Below are 17,554 nucleotides of genomic sequence, written 5' to 3'. Positions count from 1 at the left end.
AATGATTATTTATGACGGCATTATTGAGAAACTGCAATCTGGAGGAGGAGTAAGTGTCGTATTCCGTGAGATCATCTCTAGGATGAATAATTACATATATATATGTTACGATGAAGACTCCAAACTATCACTGCCTGCTAACCAGATTACATATAAAGCTAGATTATTCGAGAGATACAGAGATGTTATATTGAATACTGAAGAGAGGGGCATTGGCTCAGTATTCCATTCTACTTATTATAGATTGCCTAACTCTTCAAAAATTCCAGTGGTCACTACAGTTCATGATTTCACTTATGAAAAATTTGTCAAGGGACCAGCAAAATGGTTACATTCATGGCAAAAAAAAAGAGCGATAAAAAGAAGTAATATTATCATTTGTGTTTCTAAAAATACTGCTAAAGATCTGGTTGAATATTGTTCTGTAGATCCAAAATGTATCCGTGTTATCTACAATGGTGTCTCTGAAGCCTATTATCCATTACTTGATAATAATAGGGAGAATAGCAACCGGGTGTTATTCGTTGGGGCTCGTGGGGGTTATAAGAATTTTGGCTTAGCAATTGATGCAGTATCTTCAATTGAGAATCTAGAGTTGGATATTGTTGGTGGTGGTAGTTTAACAACAGAAGAGCTAAAGCTTTTAGAGAATAAACTGCCAAAACGGTATCGTTGGCTTGGTCGACTAAGTGATGAAGAGCTTAATATTGCATATAATCAAAGTTATGCCCTGCTGTACCCTTCAAGTTATGAAGGTTTTGGGATACCAGTAATAGAGGCGATGCGTGCAGGATGTCCTGTGATAGCTTCTAATACTTCCTCAATTCCTGAGGTTGCAGGTGATGCTGCTATATTGGTCAATTCTCTGTCTGCCGATTCACTGCGAGATGCGTTGACTCAATTGACATCTCGTTCTTGTCGTGAACAATTAATTAGTGATGGCTTTAAACAAGCTGAAAAGTTTTCTTGGAATCGTTGTTTTCAGGAGACATTAGCTGTCTACAATGAATTAATTAAAAGAAATGAGAAATAAGATGAGAAAAAAAATCGCGTTAATATCGGGTGTCACTGGTCAAGATGGTTCCTATCTTGCTGAACTTCTCTTGGAAAAGGGTTATGAAGTTCATGGTATCAAACGCCGTGCATCCTCTTTTAATACAGAGCGAGTAGATCATATTTATCAAGATCGACATCATTATGATCCTAATTTCATTCTACACTATGGTGATTTGACAGACACTTCAAATTTAATTCGTATAATTCAAGAAATAAAACCTGACGAGGTTTATAATCTTGGCGCACAATCGCATGTTGCCGTTTCATTTGAATCGCCAGAGTATACTACTGATGTAGATGCATTAGGGACATTACGGTTGTTAGAAGCTATCCGTATTTGTGGGTTGGAAAAGAAAACTCGCTTCTACCAGGCTTCAACATCTGAATTGTATGGGCTTGTTCAGGAAGTTCCTCAGCGCGAAACAACACCATTCTATCCTCGCTCCCCATACGCTGTTGCAAAACTCTACGCCTACTGGATTACGGTCAATTACCGTGAGTCCTATGGCATGTATGCCTGTAATGGTGTTCTTTTTAACCATGAATCACCACGCCGCGGTGAAACATTTGTCACTCGCAAGATTACTCGTGCGATAGCCAATATTTCTCAAGGAATCGAAAAGTGCCTGTATCTTGGCAATATGGATTCCCTGCGCGACTGGGGCCATGCGAAAGATTATGTCCGCATGCAATGGATGATGCTCCAACAAGATCAGCCTGAAGATTTTGTCATCGCTACAGGCAAACAAATTTCTGTTCGTGAATTTGTTCGCATGTCTGCTAAAGAAGTTGGGCTTGAACTTGAATTTAGCGGCGAAGGTGTAGATGAAATTGCAACTGTTATCAGCAAAACTTCAGATTGCGCCATTGGTGTGAATATTGGCGATATTATTGTCCGCGTTGATCCTCGTTACTTCCGCCCTGCAGAAGTTGAAACTTTGCTTGGTGACCCAACGAAGGCTAAAAAGGTGCTGGGTTGGGTGCCTGAAATTACGGTGGAAGAAATGTGTGCAGAGATGGTTGCTAACGATTTGGCGAAAGCCAAGCAGCATGCATTGCTAAAAAGCCATGGTTATGATGTCGCAGTTTCACTGGAGCGCTAATCTGATGTCTAACAAACGTGTTTACGTTGCTGGTCATCGAGGCATGGTGGGTTCGGCAATTTGTCGTGAGCTTGGCTCTCGCAATGATATCGAACTGGTGCTGAGAACGCACGAAGAATTAGATTTAACTTCACAACCAGACGTTCAGGAATTTTTTGCTACTACAAAAATTGATGAAGTGTATCTTGCAGCAGCAAAAGTCGGGGGGATTCATGCTAATAATACCTATCCTGCTGAATTCATTTATGAGAATCTAATGATCGAAAGTAATATCATTCACTCCGCGCATTTAGCGGGTGTGCAAAAATTACTCTTCTTAGGTTCAAGCTGTATTTATCCTAAACTCGCAAAACAGCCTATGCAAGAATCGGCACTGTTGACAGGGATTCTTGAAGCAACAAATGAACCTTATGCTATTGCGAAAATAGCCGGCATTAAATTGTGTGAATCCTATAATCGACAATATGGTCGTGATTACCGTAGCGTAATGCCGACGAACCTTTATGGGATGAATGATAACTTCCACCCGCAAAATTCACATGTTATTCCAGCTCTGATGCGTCGTTTCCATGAAGCCAAAGAGCAAAATGCCCCAGAAGTGGTTGTTTGGGGGACGGGGACACCTATGAGAGAGTTTCTGTACGTTGATGATATGGCCGCTGCGTCAATCTATGTGATGGAGCTCGATGAATCAGTGTACCATAAGCACACCGATCCGATGCTTTCGCACATCAACGTTGGCACGGGTGTTGATTGTACTATTCGCGAAATGGCGGAAACAATAGCAACGGTTGTTGGCTATAAAGGCAATATTGTTTTTGACGCTTCAAAACCTGATGGTACACCACGTAAGCTAATGGATGTTTCGCGTCTGGAAAAATTGGGTTGGAAATTCCACTATAATTTAAAAGATGGCCTGGAGTTAACTTACAAGTGGTATTTGGCAAACCTCTACTCATTCCGGGGGTAGAGCATGAGCAAGAGATTGGAGCAAAATTTATTTTCAACTATCGTTGAGAATACGCCGCTAATCTCGATAGATCTCATCGTAGTGAATAATGAAGGAAACGCGCTGCTTGGGCAGCGCCAAAACCGGCCAGCACAAAATTATTGGTTTGTGCCTGGTGGGCGAATCTTCAAGGATGAATCTTTCGAAACGGCATTTAAACGAATCACGAAGGAAGAGCTTGGGAAAGAAGTATGCCTGAATGAGTCGACATTCCTGGGGGTATATGAGCACTTTTACCGTGATAATTTTACCGGGGCTGATTTTACAACCCACTATGTCGTCCATGGCTACAGGTTAGAACTTGAGCTTCTGGATCCTGATTTGCCGCGGACTCAACACACCGCGTATCAGTGGTTTGATATCCAGACTCTTCTCAGTAGTAATATAGTGCATCAGTACACCAAAAATTATTTCTTATCAAGGTAATAGATATGCTTCTTCCTGTCATAATGGCCGGTGGCTCGGGGACCAGACTTTGGCCTCTTTCTCGCACACTTTATCCAAAACAGTTTCTCTCGCTTAATACTCGTTTCACAATGCTACAGGAGACCTTACGTCGCCTTGAGAACGTTGAGCATAGCCCGGCGCTGGTCATTTGTAATGAGTCTCATCGCTTTATTGTGGCAGAACAGTTGCGTAAAGAAGGGCTCAAGCATGGCGGGATCTTACTTGAACCTGCCGGACGTAACACCGCGCCAGCGGTTGCATTAGCCGCTTTGCAGGCCGTTTCATTGGGTGAAGATCCTATTTTGCTGGTGCTTGCCGCCGATCATGAAATCCAGGATGAAGATAGTTTCAGACAGGCTGTGTCGCATGCCAAGAAATTTGCAGAAGAAGGCAAATTGGTGACATTTGGAATTGTCCCTACTGCGCCGGAAACGGGATACGGCTATATCAAAACCGGAGAAAAGCTCGATGGTGAAGGATATAGAGTCGCTGCATTTGTTGAGAAACCTGAGCTTGAGCTGGCGAATCAATACATTAACCATGGAGGGTATTTGTGGAATAGCGGTATGTTTATGTTTAAAGCCTCGGCTTTTATCAATGAACTCCGCCAGTTCCGCCCCGATATCCTTCAGGCGTGTGAGAGGTCTTTGACGTCATCCAGCCAGGATCTCGATTTTATTAGAGTGGACAAAGAAGCTTTTGATTGCTGTCCGGAAGAGTCAATTGACTACGCGGTGATGGAGAAAACAACGGATGCTGTTGTGGTGCCTTTGAATGCGCGATGGAGCGATGTAGGTTCCTGGTCTGCGTTGTGGGAAATTAGCCAAAAAGACACTAATGGGAATGCAATACGAGGGGATGTACTTTTAGAGGATGCTTCTGATAGCTACCTTTATTCACAACATCGTCTAATAGGTGTTGTTGGTGTGAAAGATCTGGTCGTCGTGGAGACGAAAGATGCGGTTCTTGTCGCGCATAAAGATAAGGTTCAGCAAGTTAAAGGTATTGTCGCTCAGCTCAAGAAGCAGAATCGTTCTGAATACTTACAGCATCGTGAAATTTTCCGCCCTTGGGGAAGTCATGACACTATTGCTGAAGGACAACGCTATCAGGTAAAACATGTTATTGTTCTTCCTGGTCAGATTACGGCAAAACAAATTCATTTTCATCGTACAGAGCATTGGGTTGTCGTGTCTGGAACAGCGAAAGTTCATCTTGAAGACAAAACATATCTGGTCTCTGAAAATGAATCGACCTATATTCCTGTCGGTGTACCTCATGCAATTGAAAACCCTGGCAAGATACCTCTTGAAATTATTGAGGTCAGATCGGGTGTATATCTTGAAGAGGATGATGTGGTCAGAGTGTCATCTTCTGGAGTGGGTTATTAATGCGGATTTCCATAATTACAGCAACGTATAATAGCGAAAAAACGCTGATCGATACTCTTCGTTCTCTGGAGAATCAGACTTATACCGATATTGAGTACATTATCGTTGACGGAGCTTCGAAAGATAATACTATTCAGCTAATCAAAGATAACTGTACGAAAGTCTCTAAAATAATTTGTGAGTCTGACCAGGGAATATATGATGCACTCAATAAAGGTATCAATGCTGCCACGGGTGATGTTATTGGATTTTTGCATTCGGATGATCTGTTAGCCTATAACGATGCACTGGCTGATATAGCCAATACCTTCGAAACAACAGGTTGTGATGCTGTATATGGCGATCTGGAGTATGTTTCGCAGGAGGATACGGGTAAACGCATCAGAATGTGGAAAAGCGGTCCTTTCAGCCGCACCAAAATGCGGTTAGGCTGGATGCCGCCACATCCTTCTTTTTACATGAAACGTTCATGCTACATTGAATATGGCGGTTTTAGCCTCGATTACCGTATTTCAGCTGATTATGACTCTCTTTTGCGATATATATTGAAAAGTGGCATTGGAATGGCTTATCTCCCTAAAGTTCTCGTGAAAATGAGGGTCGGGGGGATTAGTAATCGCTCATTATCTTCAATGATGAGTAAGTCGATGGAAGATGTCAGGATTATGAAGAAAAATGGGATTATATGGCCGCTGGCGTTGGCCTATAAAAATCTTTCCAAAATTCCTCAATTCATAAAGAAATAACAAATATGCTAACTGCTAGTAAAGTAATTAATGAAAGTGGAATCGCTTTTGGTACCAGTGGCGCTCGTGGTCTGGTAGTTGATTTCACGCATAATGTTTGTGCCGCTTTCGCGCATGCTTTTCTTCAGGTTACCAGTGACAAATTTGAGTTCAAAACAGTCGCTCTGGCAATTGATAATCGGCCAAGCAGCTATGAAATAGCTCAGGCCTGCGCAGCTGCAATTAAGCAGCATGGGTTTCAGATTGAATATCATGGTGTTATTCCGACCCCTGCATTAGCGTATTATGCCATGCAGAATGATATGCCCTGCATTATGGTTACAGGGAGTCACATTCCGTTCGACCGTAATGGCCTGAAATTTTATCGTCCAGATGGAGAAATTTCCAAAGAAGATGAGCTGGCTATTATCGGCAGCGCTTTCGAGTTTTCATCTGTGGAACAGCTTCCTGAATTGCAAATCAGCTCTCTGGGAGCTGAAGCTTATGTTTCCCGGTACACATCACTCTATGCTGATAAGATTTTAGCCGGAAAGCGCATTGGCATTTACGAACATTCGAGTGCCGGCAGGGATCTTTACGCCCCATTATTCCAGGAACTTGGTGCTGAAGTGATTTCTTTAGGAAGAAGCGATGAGTTTGTTCCTATCGATACTGAAGCAGTCAGTGAAGAAGATCGGTTGCTTGCAAAAGGTTGGGCGGAACAGTTTAAACTTGACGCGATTTTTTCAACAGATGGTGATGGTGACAGACCTTTAGTCTCTGATGAAACCGGTAATTGGCTGCGTGGCGATATACTGGGTTTGTTGACGGCAAACGAGCTGGGCATTGAAGCTCTCGCCATCCCAGTTAGTTGTAACACAGCGATCGAGTTATCTAATGAATTCAAAACTGTGACGCGTACAAAAATTGGTTCCCCGTACGTTATCGCTGCGTTTAATTCTCTGGCAAATCGTTATTCAAACGTTGCAGGATTCGAAGCTAATGGTGGTTTCCTGCTGGCATCGGACTTAACAATCAACGGTAAACGTCTTAGGTCTTTACCTACGCGAGACGCGGTATTGCCTGCGTTGATGTTATTGGCTGCTTCCAGGAACAAGAAAATTTCACAACTTGTCGACCAACTGCCTCAACGATTCACCTGGTCCGACAGAGTGAAAGATTTCCCTTCAGAGAAAAGCCAACAAATTATTACTGAAGCACTGATTTCGCCAGAGCAACTCTTAACTAAGCTCGGATTAGCTTCTGTTAAATGTGTCAGCATTGATCAAACTGATGGTGTGAGAATAACGCTTGATTGCTCGGATATTTTCCATCTCCGTCCATCAGGTAATGCCCCTGAATTGCGCTGTTATGCAGAAGCGAGTACAGAGATAAAAGCTAAAGAGTATGTGGAACAAATTCTGCACAAAGTCGTTACGCTGAACTAAGATTTCTTTTTCTGATAGGAACATATAAATCCACGTAAATGCTTCATTCCTGTGTGACATACACTGATAAGAGGCGATTATCATAAGATAAGGGCATCTTACACTACACAGTCTCCTGCAACCTGAGTTAACATCTAAGCCACATTTCAAGCCGCGCATGAGTCGCGCGGTGACCACACCTGACAGGAGTATGTAATGTCTAAGCAACAGATCGGCGTCGTCGGCATGGCAGTGATGGGGCGCAACCTGGCGCTCAACATCGAAAGCCGTGGTTATACCGTCTCCGTGTTTAACCGCTCCCGTGAAAAGACCGAAGAAGTGATTGCCGAGAACCCGGGCAAGAAACTGGTGCCTTACTACACGGTGAAAGAGTTTGTTGAATCCCTCGAAACGCCTCGTCGTATCCTGTTAATGGTGAAAGCGGGCGCGGGTACCGATGCTGCCATTGATTCTCTGAAACCGTATCTGGATAAAGGCGACATCATCATTGATGGCGGAAATACTTTCTTCCAGGACACCATTCGTCGTAACCGAGAACTTTCTGCTGATGGTTTCAACTTTATCGGCACCGGTGTTTCCGGTGGCGAAGAGGGTGCGCTGAAAGGGCCGTCTATTATGCCTGGCGGACAGAAAGAAGCGTACGAATTGGTTGCGCCAATTCTGACTAAGATCGCCGCAGTTGCTGAAGATGGCGAACCTTGCGTGACTTACATCGGTGCAGATGGCGCAGGCCATTATGTGAAGATGGTACACAACGGCATTGAATATGGCGACATGCAACTTATTGCTGAGGCTTATTCCTTGTTGAAAGGTGGTCTGAATCTCTCTAATGAAGAACTGGCCAGCACCTTTACTGAGTGGAACAATGGTGAGCTGAGCAGCTACCTGATTGACATCACTAAAGACATCTTCACCAAAAAAGATGAAGAAGGTAAATACCTCGTTGATGTCATTCTGGACGAAGCGGCTAACAAAGGGACCGGTAAGTGGACCAGCCAGAGCTCTCTGGATCTCGGTGAACCGCTGTCTTTGATAACCGAATCGGTCTTTGCACGTTACATCTCCTCACTGAAAGATCAGCGCGTTGCTGCCTCTAAGGTCCTGACAGGTCCGAAAGCGCAACCCGCGGGTGATAAAGTTGAGTTTATTGAGAAAGTGCGCCGTGCGCTGTACCTCGGTAAAATCGTTTCCTATGCGCAGGGCTTCTCTCAGTTGCGTGCAGCGTCTGACGAGTACAACTGGGATCTGAATTACGGTGAAATCGCGAAGATTTTCCGTGCAGGCTGCATTATTCGTGCGCAGTTCCTGCAGAAGATCACGGACGCCTACGCGAAGAATGCAGGCATTGCCAATCTGCTGTTGGATCCCTACTTCAAAAACATCGCAGATGAATATCAGCAGGCGCTGCGTGATGTCGTCGCCTACGCCGTTCAGAATGGCATCCCGGTACCGACATTCTCTGCTGCTGTTGCCTACTACGACAGCTACCGTGCAGAGGTATTGCCGGCTAACTTGATCCAGGCACAACGTGATTACTTCGGTGCACATACCTATAAGCGTACTGATAAAGAAGGCGTGTTCCATACGGAATGGTTGGATTAATCTGATTCAGTCCCATTTTTGGAGCAAAGCCCGAAGAGATTCTTCGGGCTTTTTTATTGCGTGAAGACCCACATCACCGGGGGAGAAAGAGCATAGAGTTAAGAAAAGTAGGGTTATAATACGCGCTTTACTGCCTACCTCCTTACCTTGACAGGGAATCAGCATCAGGGTTACAACCCCTACAATTGTATCGGTTGTTGGGTGCTTTAGATCCCTTCAACATATTTAACCAGAAGAAGTCAGAGCTAATGAAGATAACAATTTCAGGAACAGGTTATGTCGGCCTCTCAAACGGCATTCTCATTGCGCAGAACCACGAAGTTGTCGCACTGGACATTGTGCAGGCTAAAGTGGATATGCTCAACAGGAAGCACTCACCAATTGTCGATAAAGAGATTGAAGAATATCTGGCAACTAAAGAACTCAATTTTCGTGCTACGACAGATAAATACGATGCGTACCAAAATGCCGATTTCGTTATAATTGCGACCCCAACAGACTATGACCCAAAGACTAATTATTTTAATACCTCAAGTGTTGAATCTGTAATTCGTGATGTGGTGGAAATTAATCCTAATGCAGTAATGATTATCAAATCAACAATTCCTGTCGGCTTCACTCGAGCTATTAAAGAACAGCTGGGAGTTGATAATGTAATTTTTTCTCCGGAGTTTCTGCGTGAAGGTAAGGCGCTCTATGACAATTTATATCCGTCGCGTATTGTCATTGGCGAGCGCTCTGAACGAGCAGAGCGGTTTGCCGCTTTGCTTCAGGAAGGAGCGGTGAAGCAAGATATCCCTACGCTGTTTACGGATTCTACCGAAGCAGAAGCGATAAAGCTTTTTGCCAACACCTATCTGGCGATGCGTGTGGCCTACTTTAACGAGCTCGATAGCTACGCTGAAAGTTTAGGTTTAAATACCCGCCAGATCATCGAGGGGGTTTGTCTGGATCCGCGTATTGGCAATCACTATAACAATCCCTCATTTGGTTACGGCGGTTATTGTCTGCCAAAAGATACGAAGCAGCTTTTGGCTAATTATCAGTCAGTCCCGAATAATATTATTTCCGCAATCGTTGATGCCAACCGTACTCGTAAAGACTTTATCGCTGATGCTATTCTCGCCAGAAAACCAAAGGTTGTGGGAATCTATCGTCTGATCATGAAAAGCGGCTCGGATAACTTCCGCGCATCTTCCATTCAGGGGATCATGAAGCGCATTAAAGCCAAAGGTGTGGAAGTGGTGATTTATGAACCGGTGATGCAGGAAGAGACGTTTTTTAACTCTCGTATCGAGCGTGATTTAACGCAGTTTAAGCAACAGGCGGACGTAATCATCTCGAATCGTATGGCTGAGGAACTCAAAGATGTGTCCGAAAAAGTCTATACCCGGGACCTCTTTGGCAGTGATTGAGCTGTAAGTAGAGGGGAAGGGAGTCCCTGATAATGGGTTAAAAACCTACCAGAATTTTCACAATCTTATCAATTTTCCTATGGCATAAATTACGTTTCCCGATAAACTGTGGCGTGAGTAGACCTTTCTTATTTAGGGCAATGATGACAGTGGAAAATAACAACGTGTCCGGGCGCAGTAACGAACCGGAACAGATTGATTTGATTGACTTAGTAATTCAAATATGGCGCGGAAAAGTGACAGTGATCCTCTGCGTTATCGTGGCTATCTTCTTGGCTGTAGGTTACCTGGCAATCGCGAAAGAGAAATGGACCTCGACGGCGATAATCACTCAACCGGACGCCGGTCAATTAGCGACCTATACCAATGCCATGAGTATCCTTTACGGTCAGGATGCGCCAAAAGTAAATGATGTTCAGTCGGGTGTTATTGGCCGTTTTAACTCGGCCTTTGCCGCGCTTTCTGAAATGCTCGATAATCAGGAAGAGCCAGAGAAATTGACCGTTGACGCATCTGTAAAAGGCCAGCCTCTTCCGTTGAAAGTCTCCTATCAGGCAACCTCGGCTGAATCCGCGCAAAAAACGCTGGCGCAGTACATTCAGCAGGTTGATGAAGCGGTATCCAAAGAAATTATCGTCGACCTTGATATGAGCATTAAAACTCGGACATCTGGCTTAGAACATTCACTTGAAGCGCAGGAAAAGGTGGCGAAAGAGCAAAAAACACTACGTATTGCGCAGATCAACCAGGCGCTCTCCGTAGCCAAACAGGCGAACATCAAGTTGCCACAGGTCCAGCAGGCCGATCAGGTCTCCCAGGACACCATGTTTATGCTGGGTAGCGATGCGCTTTCATCGATGGTTAATAACGAAGCGACTCGCCCGTTAACCTTTTCGGATGACTACTACCTGACCCGCCAGAACCTTTTAGCGGTTAAGGCGCTGAAGGTCGATACGGACAGCATTCATGCCTATCGTTACGTGATGAAACCAACGTTACCGATTCGTCGCGACAGTCCGAAAAGGGCAATTACTCTGATACTGGCGGCACTGCTCGGTGGGGTGATTGGCGCAGGTGTGGTACTGGGACGCAATGCGCTGCGTAACTACAAGCCAAAAGCACAGTAATCTGATTTATATAATAAAAAAACCGGGCCTTGCCCGGTTTTTTTACGCCTTAAGATCATTGATGCCGCTTGCGCAGATTCTCAATGACCGTTGTCAGGTCGAGATCCTGATCCTGCAGCAGAACCAGCAGGTGATACATCAAATCCGACGCTTCATTGGTCAGTTCGAATCGGTCATGCACCGTGGCGGCCAGTGCGGTTTCGACACCTTCTTCACCCACTTTTTGGGCGATACGCTTGGTGCCGCTGGCATAGAGTTTCGCGGTATAGGAACTCGCCGGGTCGGCCGTTTTTCGCTCGGCTAACAGTTGTTCAAGCTGATACAGGAACAGCCACTGGTGGCTGGTGTCACCAAAGCAGCTGCTGGTGCCTTTATGGCAGGTGGGTCCGATCGGATTCACCAGCACCAGCAGGGTATCGTTATCACAATCTGGCGCAATGCTGACGACGTTCAGAAAGTTTCCTGACGTCTCGCCTTTGGTCCACAGGCGCTGTTTGGTGCGTGAGAAGAAGGTGACTTTGCCGGTTGCAAGGGTTTTATCCAGCGCGTCTGGGTTCATATATCCCAGCATCAACACTTCACCGGACACCGCGTGCTGCACGACGACAGGCATCAGCCCGTCGGTTTTTTCCCAGTCCAGTTGGCTGCGTTGTTGCTCTGTTAACATATCCTGATCTCCACGCCCTGTGTTGCCAGGTACGCTTTTAATTCACCAATATTAATGATTTGCTTGTGGAAGACGGAGGCGGCAAGCGCACCGTCGACATCGGCATCGCGGAAGGCCTCAAGGAAATGTTCCATGGTGCCCGCGCCACCGGAAGCAATCAGCGGCACGCGGCACACTGCGCGCACCTTTTTCAACTGCTCCAGGTCGTAGCCGTTACGCACGCCGTCCTGGTTCATCATGTTAAGGACGATTTCGCCGGCACCGCGCTTTTGCACTTCCTGCACCCAGTCGAGGGTTTCCCAGGTGGTGACGCGGGTGCGGCTTTCATCGCCGGTATACTGATTGACATGATACTTGCCGGTTTGCGCGTCAAACCAGGTATCAATACCGACCACGATACACTGCACGCCAAAACGATCCGCCAGACGGCTAATCAGCGTCGGGTCAGCCAGCGCTGGCGAGTTGATGGAGATTTTATCTGCGCCAAACGAGAGAATTTTGGCCGCATCGTCGACCGACTTAATCCCACCCGCCACGCAGAAAGGGATGTCGATCACTTCCGCGACGCGCGAAACCCAGCTTTTATCGACCACACGGCCGTCGCTGGACGCGGTGATATCGTAGAACACCAACTCATCGGCACCTTCATCGGCATAGCGTTTTGCCAGCGGGACGATGTCTCCGATGATTTCGTGATTGCGGAACTGCACGCCTTTCACGACCTGACCATCGCGAACGTCGAGGCATGGGATTATACGTTTTGCCAGCATAGGATCGCCTCCTTAATGGTGAATTTACCCTCCAGCAGCGCACGTCCGACGATCACGCCGCGCACGCCAGTTCCGCGCAATGCGGCGACGTCGTTGATATCACCGATCCCGCCAGAAGACTGAAAGGCCACCTGTGGATATTTTTTGCAAACCTCTTCATACAAAGAGACGTTTGAGCCCGCCAGCGTGCCGTCGCGAGAAATATCCGTACAGAGCACATGTTTCAGGCCCACCGGTAGATAGGTTTCTACCAGTTCTTCGAGCGAAACGCCGGAGTTCTCCTGCCAGCCACTTACGGCTACCTGCTTGTTTCCCTGCTCATCAATACGTACATCCAGTGCGAGGACCAGCGCGTCGGCTCCAAAACGCTCGAACCAGCCTTTCACCATCTCCGGCGATTTTACCGCCGTGGAGCCGACCACCACGCGAGCGACACCCGCTGCCAGCAGCGCGGCGACGTCGTCTTCGGTGCGTACGCCACCGCCCACCTGAACCGGTACGTTCACGCCCGCGACCAGGGTTTTAATCAGTGGGATCTGCCGTTTCGCCGGATCTTTCGCACCCGTTAAATCAACCAGATGTAACACTTCGGCACCCTGTGCCGCGTAATCCTGCAAACGCGGTAGCGGGTCGCTGCCGTAATCACGCTGTTGCGCATAATCGCCCTGATGGAGACGCACGACGGTACCGTCGATCAAATCTAAAGCCGGAATAATCATCACATCTCCAGAAAGTTTTTCAGCAACTGCGCGCCAGCGGCACCGGAGCGCTCCGGGTGGAACTGCACGCCGAAGAAGTTATCTTTTTGCACGGCAGCAGTGAACGGTTCGCCGTAGTGGCACTGGGCGATGGTCCACGGATTGACCGGCATGGCGTAGCTGTGCACAAAGTAAAAATATGCCCCGTCCTCGATGCCCTGAAAAAGACGATTCCCGGCCTGCGGATAAACGCGGTTCCAACCCATATGCGGCAGCGGCAGACCGACGTCAGTCATCTTAGGTACATCCTGCTCGATGATGCCGAGCATATCGACGCCCCGTGTCTCTTCACTACGCCGTCCGAGGATCTGCATGCCGAGACAGATGCCCAGCACCGGCTGGGTACAGGCTTTAATCAGATCGATCAGTTCGCGTTCGCGTAACTGATCCATTGCCGCCTGCGCCGTACCGACGCCGGGCAGAAACAGTTTATCTGCGCGTAAGACCACATCCGGGTCGCGACTGACCACTGGGGAATAACCATGACGCGCGACGGCGGATTTCACCGAGTTCAGGTTGGCGCAGCCGGTGTCGAGGATCACCACGTTCATCACAGCACTCCTTTGGAGGAGGGAAGGGTATCACCTTCAACACGGATGGCCTGGCGCAGAGTACGACCGAAGGCTTTGAACAGGCTTTCCACACGGTGATGGTCGTTTTTGCCCTTGGTCTTCAGATGCAGCGTCACACCCATGGTGTAGGAGAGTGAGCGGAAGAAGTGTTCGATCATCTCGGTACTCAGATCGCCGACGCGCTGATAGGCGAACTCGGCACGGTATTCGAGGTGCGGACGTCCGGAGATATCCAGCGCGCAGCGCGCCAGGCATTCGTCCATTGGCAGCACAAAGCCAAAACGGTTGATGCCACGTTTATCGCCGAGCGCCAGTTTTAACGCTTCACCCAGCGCCAGACCGGTGTCTTCCACGGTGTGGTGATCGTCGATATAGAGATCGCCTTTGACGGTAATCTCCATGCGGAACCCGCCGTGTGTCGCAATTTGATCGAGCATATGGTCAAAGAAGCCGACGCCGGTGTTAATTTTGCTGCCGCCTTCACGGTCCAGCCACACTTTGACATCAATCTGCGTCTCTTTGGTTACGCGCTCAACGTGGGCGTAGCGATCGCGTTTCGTCAGTTGCTCGCCAATTGCCGTCCAGTTCAGCGTCTCGCGATGGTAACGGAGCCCGGTAATGCCCATGTTTTCAGCCAGTTGGATATCGGTAGCGCGATCGCCAATGACGTAGCTGTTGGCGCTGTCCATTGCCTGCTCAGCGAGGTAACGTTCGACCAGCTTCACTTTTGGCTTACGGCAGTCGCACTCGTCTGCGGGCAGATGCGGGCAGATCAGCACTTCATCAAACAGCACGCCCTGAGAGGTCAGGATTTGCATCATCAGATTGTGCGGGCCGTCGAAATCCGTCTGTGGAAAACTCGGCGTTCCCAGACCGTCCTGATTGGTGATCATCACCAGCTTAAAGCCCGCTTTTTGCAGCTTCAGCAGCACCGGCACAACGTCTGGCTCGAAGGCGAGCTTGTCAAAGCGATCCACCTGGAAATCGCTCGGCGGTTCGGAAATCAGAGTTCCATCACGATCGATAAAGAGATACTTCTGGCTCATACTTGCTCCGCACGTAAAGCGTCAATGACGCGCTGGCTTTCTTCACGGGTACCAACAGTAATACGCAGACAGCCGCTTAAAGAAGGTTGTTTGTTCTGGTCTCGTAAGATAATGCCCTGATCCCACAAAGATTTAAATACGCTGCTGGAGGCGGTGAAGCGCGCCAGAATGTAGTTGGTCTCGGAGTCGAAAACCTGTTCAACACAGGCAATCTCTTTAAGCGCATTCACCAGGTACTGACGCTCAAGCAGGATCTGCGCCACGCGTTCGCGCATCGCGTTGATGCCCTGTGGGCTGAGCGCCTGTTCGGCGATGTCAGCGACGGGCGTGGATAGCGGATAAGGGGCGATCACCTTCAGCAGCAGGTTAATCACCTCTTCGTTGGCCAGCGTAAAGCCACAGCGCAGACCGGCGAGGGCAAACGCTTTGGACAATGTGCGCAGAATGACCAGGTTAGGGTATTCGGAAAGCCAACCCGCCAGCGTTGCCTGCGGGCAGAACTCGATATAGGCCTCGTCGGCGACCACAATGGCTTTGCCGCGCGTCAGTTCCAGCAGCGTGCGCAGATCCTGCGGATTAATCAGTTGTCCGGTGGGGTTATTGGGGCTGCACACGTAAACAACCTTCACGCCATCCAGATTGTCAGAAATGCCCTGCATATCCAGCTGCCAGTCGGCGAGCGTGGAGACGGTGCGGCACTCGACGCCAATGGTCTCGGCGCTGACGCTATACATCCCATAGGTGGGCGGACAGAAGAGAATGGCGTCTTTCCCCGGTTCGCAGAAAGCGCGGATAAGCAGCTCAATACCTTCATCTGCGCCACGACTGACCAACACCTGCTCCGGTTTGACCCCGGCGTACTGCGCATAATTTTCAATCACCGCTTTCGGCTGGCATTCCGGGTAACGGTTCAGCGTTTGCCGGGTGAGTTGATAGTCAACCGCCGTCGGGAATTCGTTGGCATTGAGCCAGACGTCGCCGTTGCCGCCCAGACGACGAGCAGATTGATACGGCGTCAGATTGCGGACGTTTTCACGGGCTAAGTCGGTGACGCTGAACGTGTTTTCAGTGCTCATGCTTGCTCCTTCAGGGCGTTGACGCGCAGGGTGACGGCGTTTTTGTGAGCGGTCAGGCGCTCAGCCGCCGCCAGTGTCTCAATGGTTGAAGCCAGCGCGGAGAATCCCGCTTTAGACAGTTCCTGAACCGTCATGCGCTTCTGGAAATCCGCCAGTCCGAGGCTGGAACAGGTGGACGTATAGCCGTAGGTCGGCAGCACATGGTTCGTTCCGGAGGCGTAATCGCCCGCCGATTCCGGCGACCAGTCGCCAAGGAACACTGAACCGGCGCTGGTAACCTCATCAACCATTTCACGGGCATTGCGGGTCTGGATAATTAAGTGCTCAGGGCCATACAAATTAGAGATGGCAATACATTGCGCCAAATCCTTCGTCACTATCAGCCGACTGGCGCTGAGCGCCTGACGCGCCGTTTCTGCACGCGGGAGTTCAGCCAGTTGACGTTCAACGGCTTCGGCAACGCGACGGGCGATATCGGCATCCGGGGTCAGCAGAATCACCTGTGAGTCCGGGCCGTGCTCCGCCTGTGAAAGCAGATCGGAGGCGACGAAATCTGGCGTTGCGCCACTGTCAGCAATCACCAGCACTTCGGAAGGACCGGCTGGCATATCAATCGCTGCACCGTCGAGGCGCTGGCTGACCTGGCGCTTCGCTTCGGTCACAAACGCGTTTCCTGGGCCAAAAATTTTGTCCACCTTCGGCACGGATTCGCTGCCAAATGCCAGCGCGGCAATGGCCTGCGCGCCGCCGACGTTAAAGACTTCCTGCACGCCGCACAGTTGTGCCGCGTAGAGAATTTCATCGGCAATCGGCGGAGGGGAACACAACACCACCTTTTTACAGCCCGCAATGCGTGCCGGTGTGGCAAGCATCAGTACGGTAGAAAAGAGCGGGGCGGAGCCTCCTGGAATATATAAACCGACGGACGCCACCGGGCGCGTCACCTGCTGGCAGCGTACTCCTGGCAGGGTTTCCACATCGACGGGCGGTAATTTTTGCGCGTTGTGGAAGGTCTCAATGTTTTGCACCGCGACGGCCATGGCGTGCTTGAGATCGTCGCTCAGTCGTGCGCTGGCGGCGGTTATCTCTTCTGCGGTCACCTTCAGCGCCGCAACCTCAGTTTTATCAAACTTTGCGCTGTATTCGCGCAGGGCGTCATCGCCACGGGCTTTGACGTTATCCAGAATCTCGCTCACGGTACGAGTGATGCTGTCAGACGCGGAAATCGCCGGGCGCATCAGTAATTCACGCTGCTGCTCTGGGGAAGAGGTGTTCCAGTTAATGATTGTGCTAAAGCTCATGTCACTTTCCTTTTTATGCCGGATGACGCCTTGCTTATCCG

The 17,554-nt window shown here is 48.8% G+C and carries 17 protein-coding genes; 10 read left to right on the top strand and 7 right to left on the bottom strand.

Translation table 11 applies throughout. From position 1 onward, the window contains the following. The first annotated feature begins 1 nt into the window (after position 1). The 10 genes from QQZ17_RS17660 (at position 2) to wzzB (ending at position 11,323) form a co-directional block, all read left to right on the top strand. Positions 2 to 1,033 carry a glycosyltransferase family 4 protein gene (locus QQZ17_RS17660; protein ID WP_152403734.1) on the top strand — a complete coding sequence of 344 codons (1,032 nt, stop codon included), beginning with the start codon at positions 2 to 4 and terminating at the stop codon, positions 1,031 to 1,033. Between the two features lies 1 nt (position 1,034). Continuing rightward, entirely contained in the window at positions 1,035 to 2,159 is a 1,125-nt protein-coding gene (gene gmd, locus QQZ17_RS17655) for a GDP-mannose 4,6-dehydratase (RefSeq protein ID WP_152403736.1), read from the top strand. A 4-nt stretch (positions 2,160 to 2,163) separates the two neighbouring features. Next, complete coding sequence (gene fcl, locus QQZ17_RS17650; protein WP_152403738.1) at positions 2,164 to 3,129, top strand: GDP-L-fucose synthase; 966 nt, start codon at positions 2,164 to 2,166, stop codon at positions 3,127 to 3,129. A gap of 3 nt (positions 3,130 to 3,132) precedes the next feature. Then, on the top strand, positions 3,133 to 3,594 hold the full coding sequence (locus tag QQZ17_RS17645) for a GDP-mannose mannosyl hydrolase (RefSeq protein ID WP_152403740.1): 462 nt from the start codon (positions 3,133 to 3,135) through the stop codon (positions 3,592 to 3,594). Positions 3,595 to 3,599: 5 nt separating this feature from the next. Continuing rightward, positions 3,600 to 5,006 (top strand): mannose-1-phosphate guanylyltransferase/mannose-6-phosphate isomerase, encoded by a 1,407-nt coding sequence (locus QQZ17_RS17640; RefSeq protein WP_152403742.1) that lies wholly within the window; start codon positions 3,600 to 3,602, stop codon positions 5,004 to 5,006. Then, positions 5,006 to 5,752: a glycosyltransferase family 2 protein gene (locus QQZ17_RS17635; RefSeq protein ID WP_152403744.1), complete on the top strand. Its 747-nt coding sequence runs from the start codon at positions 5,006 to 5,008 to the stop codon at positions 5,750 to 5,752. The genes QQZ17_RS17640 and QQZ17_RS17635 overlap by 1 nt, the downstream gene beginning before the upstream one ends. A 5-nt stretch (positions 5,753 to 5,757) precedes the next feature. Then, a complete protein-coding gene (locus tag QQZ17_RS17630; RefSeq protein ID WP_284554147.1) occupies positions 5,758 to 7,179 on the top strand; it encodes a phosphomannomutase in 1,422 nt (473 codons plus the stop codon). A gap of 195 nt (positions 7,180 to 7,374) precedes the next feature. Further along, complete coding sequence (gndA, locus tag QQZ17_RS17625; RefSeq protein WP_152403747.1) at positions 7,375 to 8,781, top strand: NADP-dependent phosphogluconate dehydrogenase; 1,407 nt, start codon at positions 7,375 to 7,377, stop codon at positions 8,779 to 8,781. A gap of 248 nt (positions 8,782 to 9,029) precedes the next feature. Continuing rightward, positions 9,030 to 10,196 carry a UDP-glucose 6-dehydrogenase gene (gene ugd, locus QQZ17_RS17620; protein ID WP_152403749.1) on the top strand — a complete coding sequence of 389 codons (1,167 nt, stop codon included), beginning with the start codon at positions 9,030 to 9,032 and terminating at the stop codon, positions 10,194 to 10,196. Positions 10,197 to 10,339: 143 nt separating this feature from the next. Continuing rightward, on the top strand, positions 10,340 to 11,323 hold the full coding sequence (wzzB, locus tag QQZ17_RS17615; protein ID WP_152406294.1) for an LPS O-antigen chain length determinant protein WzzB: 984 nt from the start codon (positions 10,340 to 10,342) through the stop codon (positions 11,321 to 11,323). Positions 11,324 to 11,378: 55 nt separating this feature from the next. Here wzzB and hisIE read toward each other — a convergent pair whose 3' ends face one another. From hisIE to hisD, 7 genes are read right to left on the bottom strand one after another with little or no spacing between them, the layout of a single operon-like run. Then, positions 11,379 to 11,990 carry a bifunctional phosphoribosyl-AMP cyclohydrolase/phosphoribosyl-ATP diphosphatase HisIE gene (gene hisIE, locus QQZ17_RS17610; protein WP_152403752.1) on the bottom strand — a complete coding sequence of 204 codons (612 nt, stop codon included), beginning with the start codon at positions 11,988 to 11,990 and terminating at the stop codon, positions 11,379 to 11,381. After that, positions 11,984 to 12,760 carry an imidazole glycerol phosphate synthase subunit HisF gene (hisF, locus tag QQZ17_RS17605; RefSeq protein ID WP_152403754.1) on the bottom strand — a complete coding sequence of 259 codons (777 nt, stop codon included), beginning with the start codon at positions 12,758 to 12,760 and terminating at the stop codon, positions 11,984 to 11,986. The genes hisIE and hisF overlap by 7 nt, the downstream gene beginning before the upstream one ends. Then, positions 12,742 to 13,479, bottom strand: coding sequence for a 1-(5-phosphoribosyl)-5-[(5-phosphoribosylamino)methylideneamino]imidazole-4-carboxamide isomerase (hisA, locus tag QQZ17_RS17600; RefSeq protein WP_152403756.1), 738 nt, complete (start codon positions 13,477 to 13,479; stop codon positions 12,742 to 12,744). Before hisA ends, hisF begins: the two co-directional genes overlap by 19 nt. Next, positions 13,479 to 14,069, bottom strand: coding sequence for an imidazole glycerol phosphate synthase subunit HisH (gene hisH / locus QQZ17_RS17595; RefSeq protein WP_152403758.1), 591 nt, complete (start codon positions 14,067 to 14,069; stop codon positions 13,479 to 13,481). The genes hisA and hisH overlap by 1 nt, the downstream gene beginning before the upstream one ends. Continuing rightward, positions 14,069 to 15,136: a bifunctional histidinol-phosphatase/imidazoleglycerol-phosphate dehydratase HisB gene (hisB, locus tag QQZ17_RS17590; RefSeq protein ID WP_152403760.1), complete on the bottom strand. Its 1,068-nt coding sequence runs from the start codon at positions 15,134 to 15,136 to the stop codon at positions 14,069 to 14,071. Before hisB ends, hisH begins: the two co-directional genes overlap by 1 nt. After that, positions 15,133 to 16,212: a histidinol-phosphate transaminase gene (gene hisC / locus QQZ17_RS17585; protein WP_152403762.1), complete on the bottom strand. Its 1,080-nt coding sequence runs from the start codon at positions 16,210 to 16,212 to the stop codon at positions 15,133 to 15,135. The genes hisB and hisC overlap by 4 nt, the downstream gene beginning before the upstream one ends. Next, complete coding sequence (gene hisD / locus QQZ17_RS17580) at positions 16,209 to 17,513, bottom strand: histidinol dehydrogenase (protein ID WP_152403764.1); 1,305 nt, start codon at positions 17,511 to 17,513, stop codon at positions 16,209 to 16,211. The genes hisC and hisD overlap by 4 nt, the downstream gene beginning before the upstream one ends. Positions 17,514 to 17,554: the final 41 nt, after the last annotated feature.

Origin of the sequence: Citrobacter sp. T1.2D-1, assembly GCF_950098555.1 — a bacterium.
In the GTDB taxonomy this organism is placed as follows: Bacteria; Pseudomonadota; Gammaproteobacteria; order Enterobacterales; family Enterobacteriaceae; genus Citrobacter_A; species Citrobacter_A telavivensis.
The sequence above is the reverse complement of the archived record's forward strand: the minus strand, read 5'-3'. Positions and strand labels throughout refer to the sequence as shown.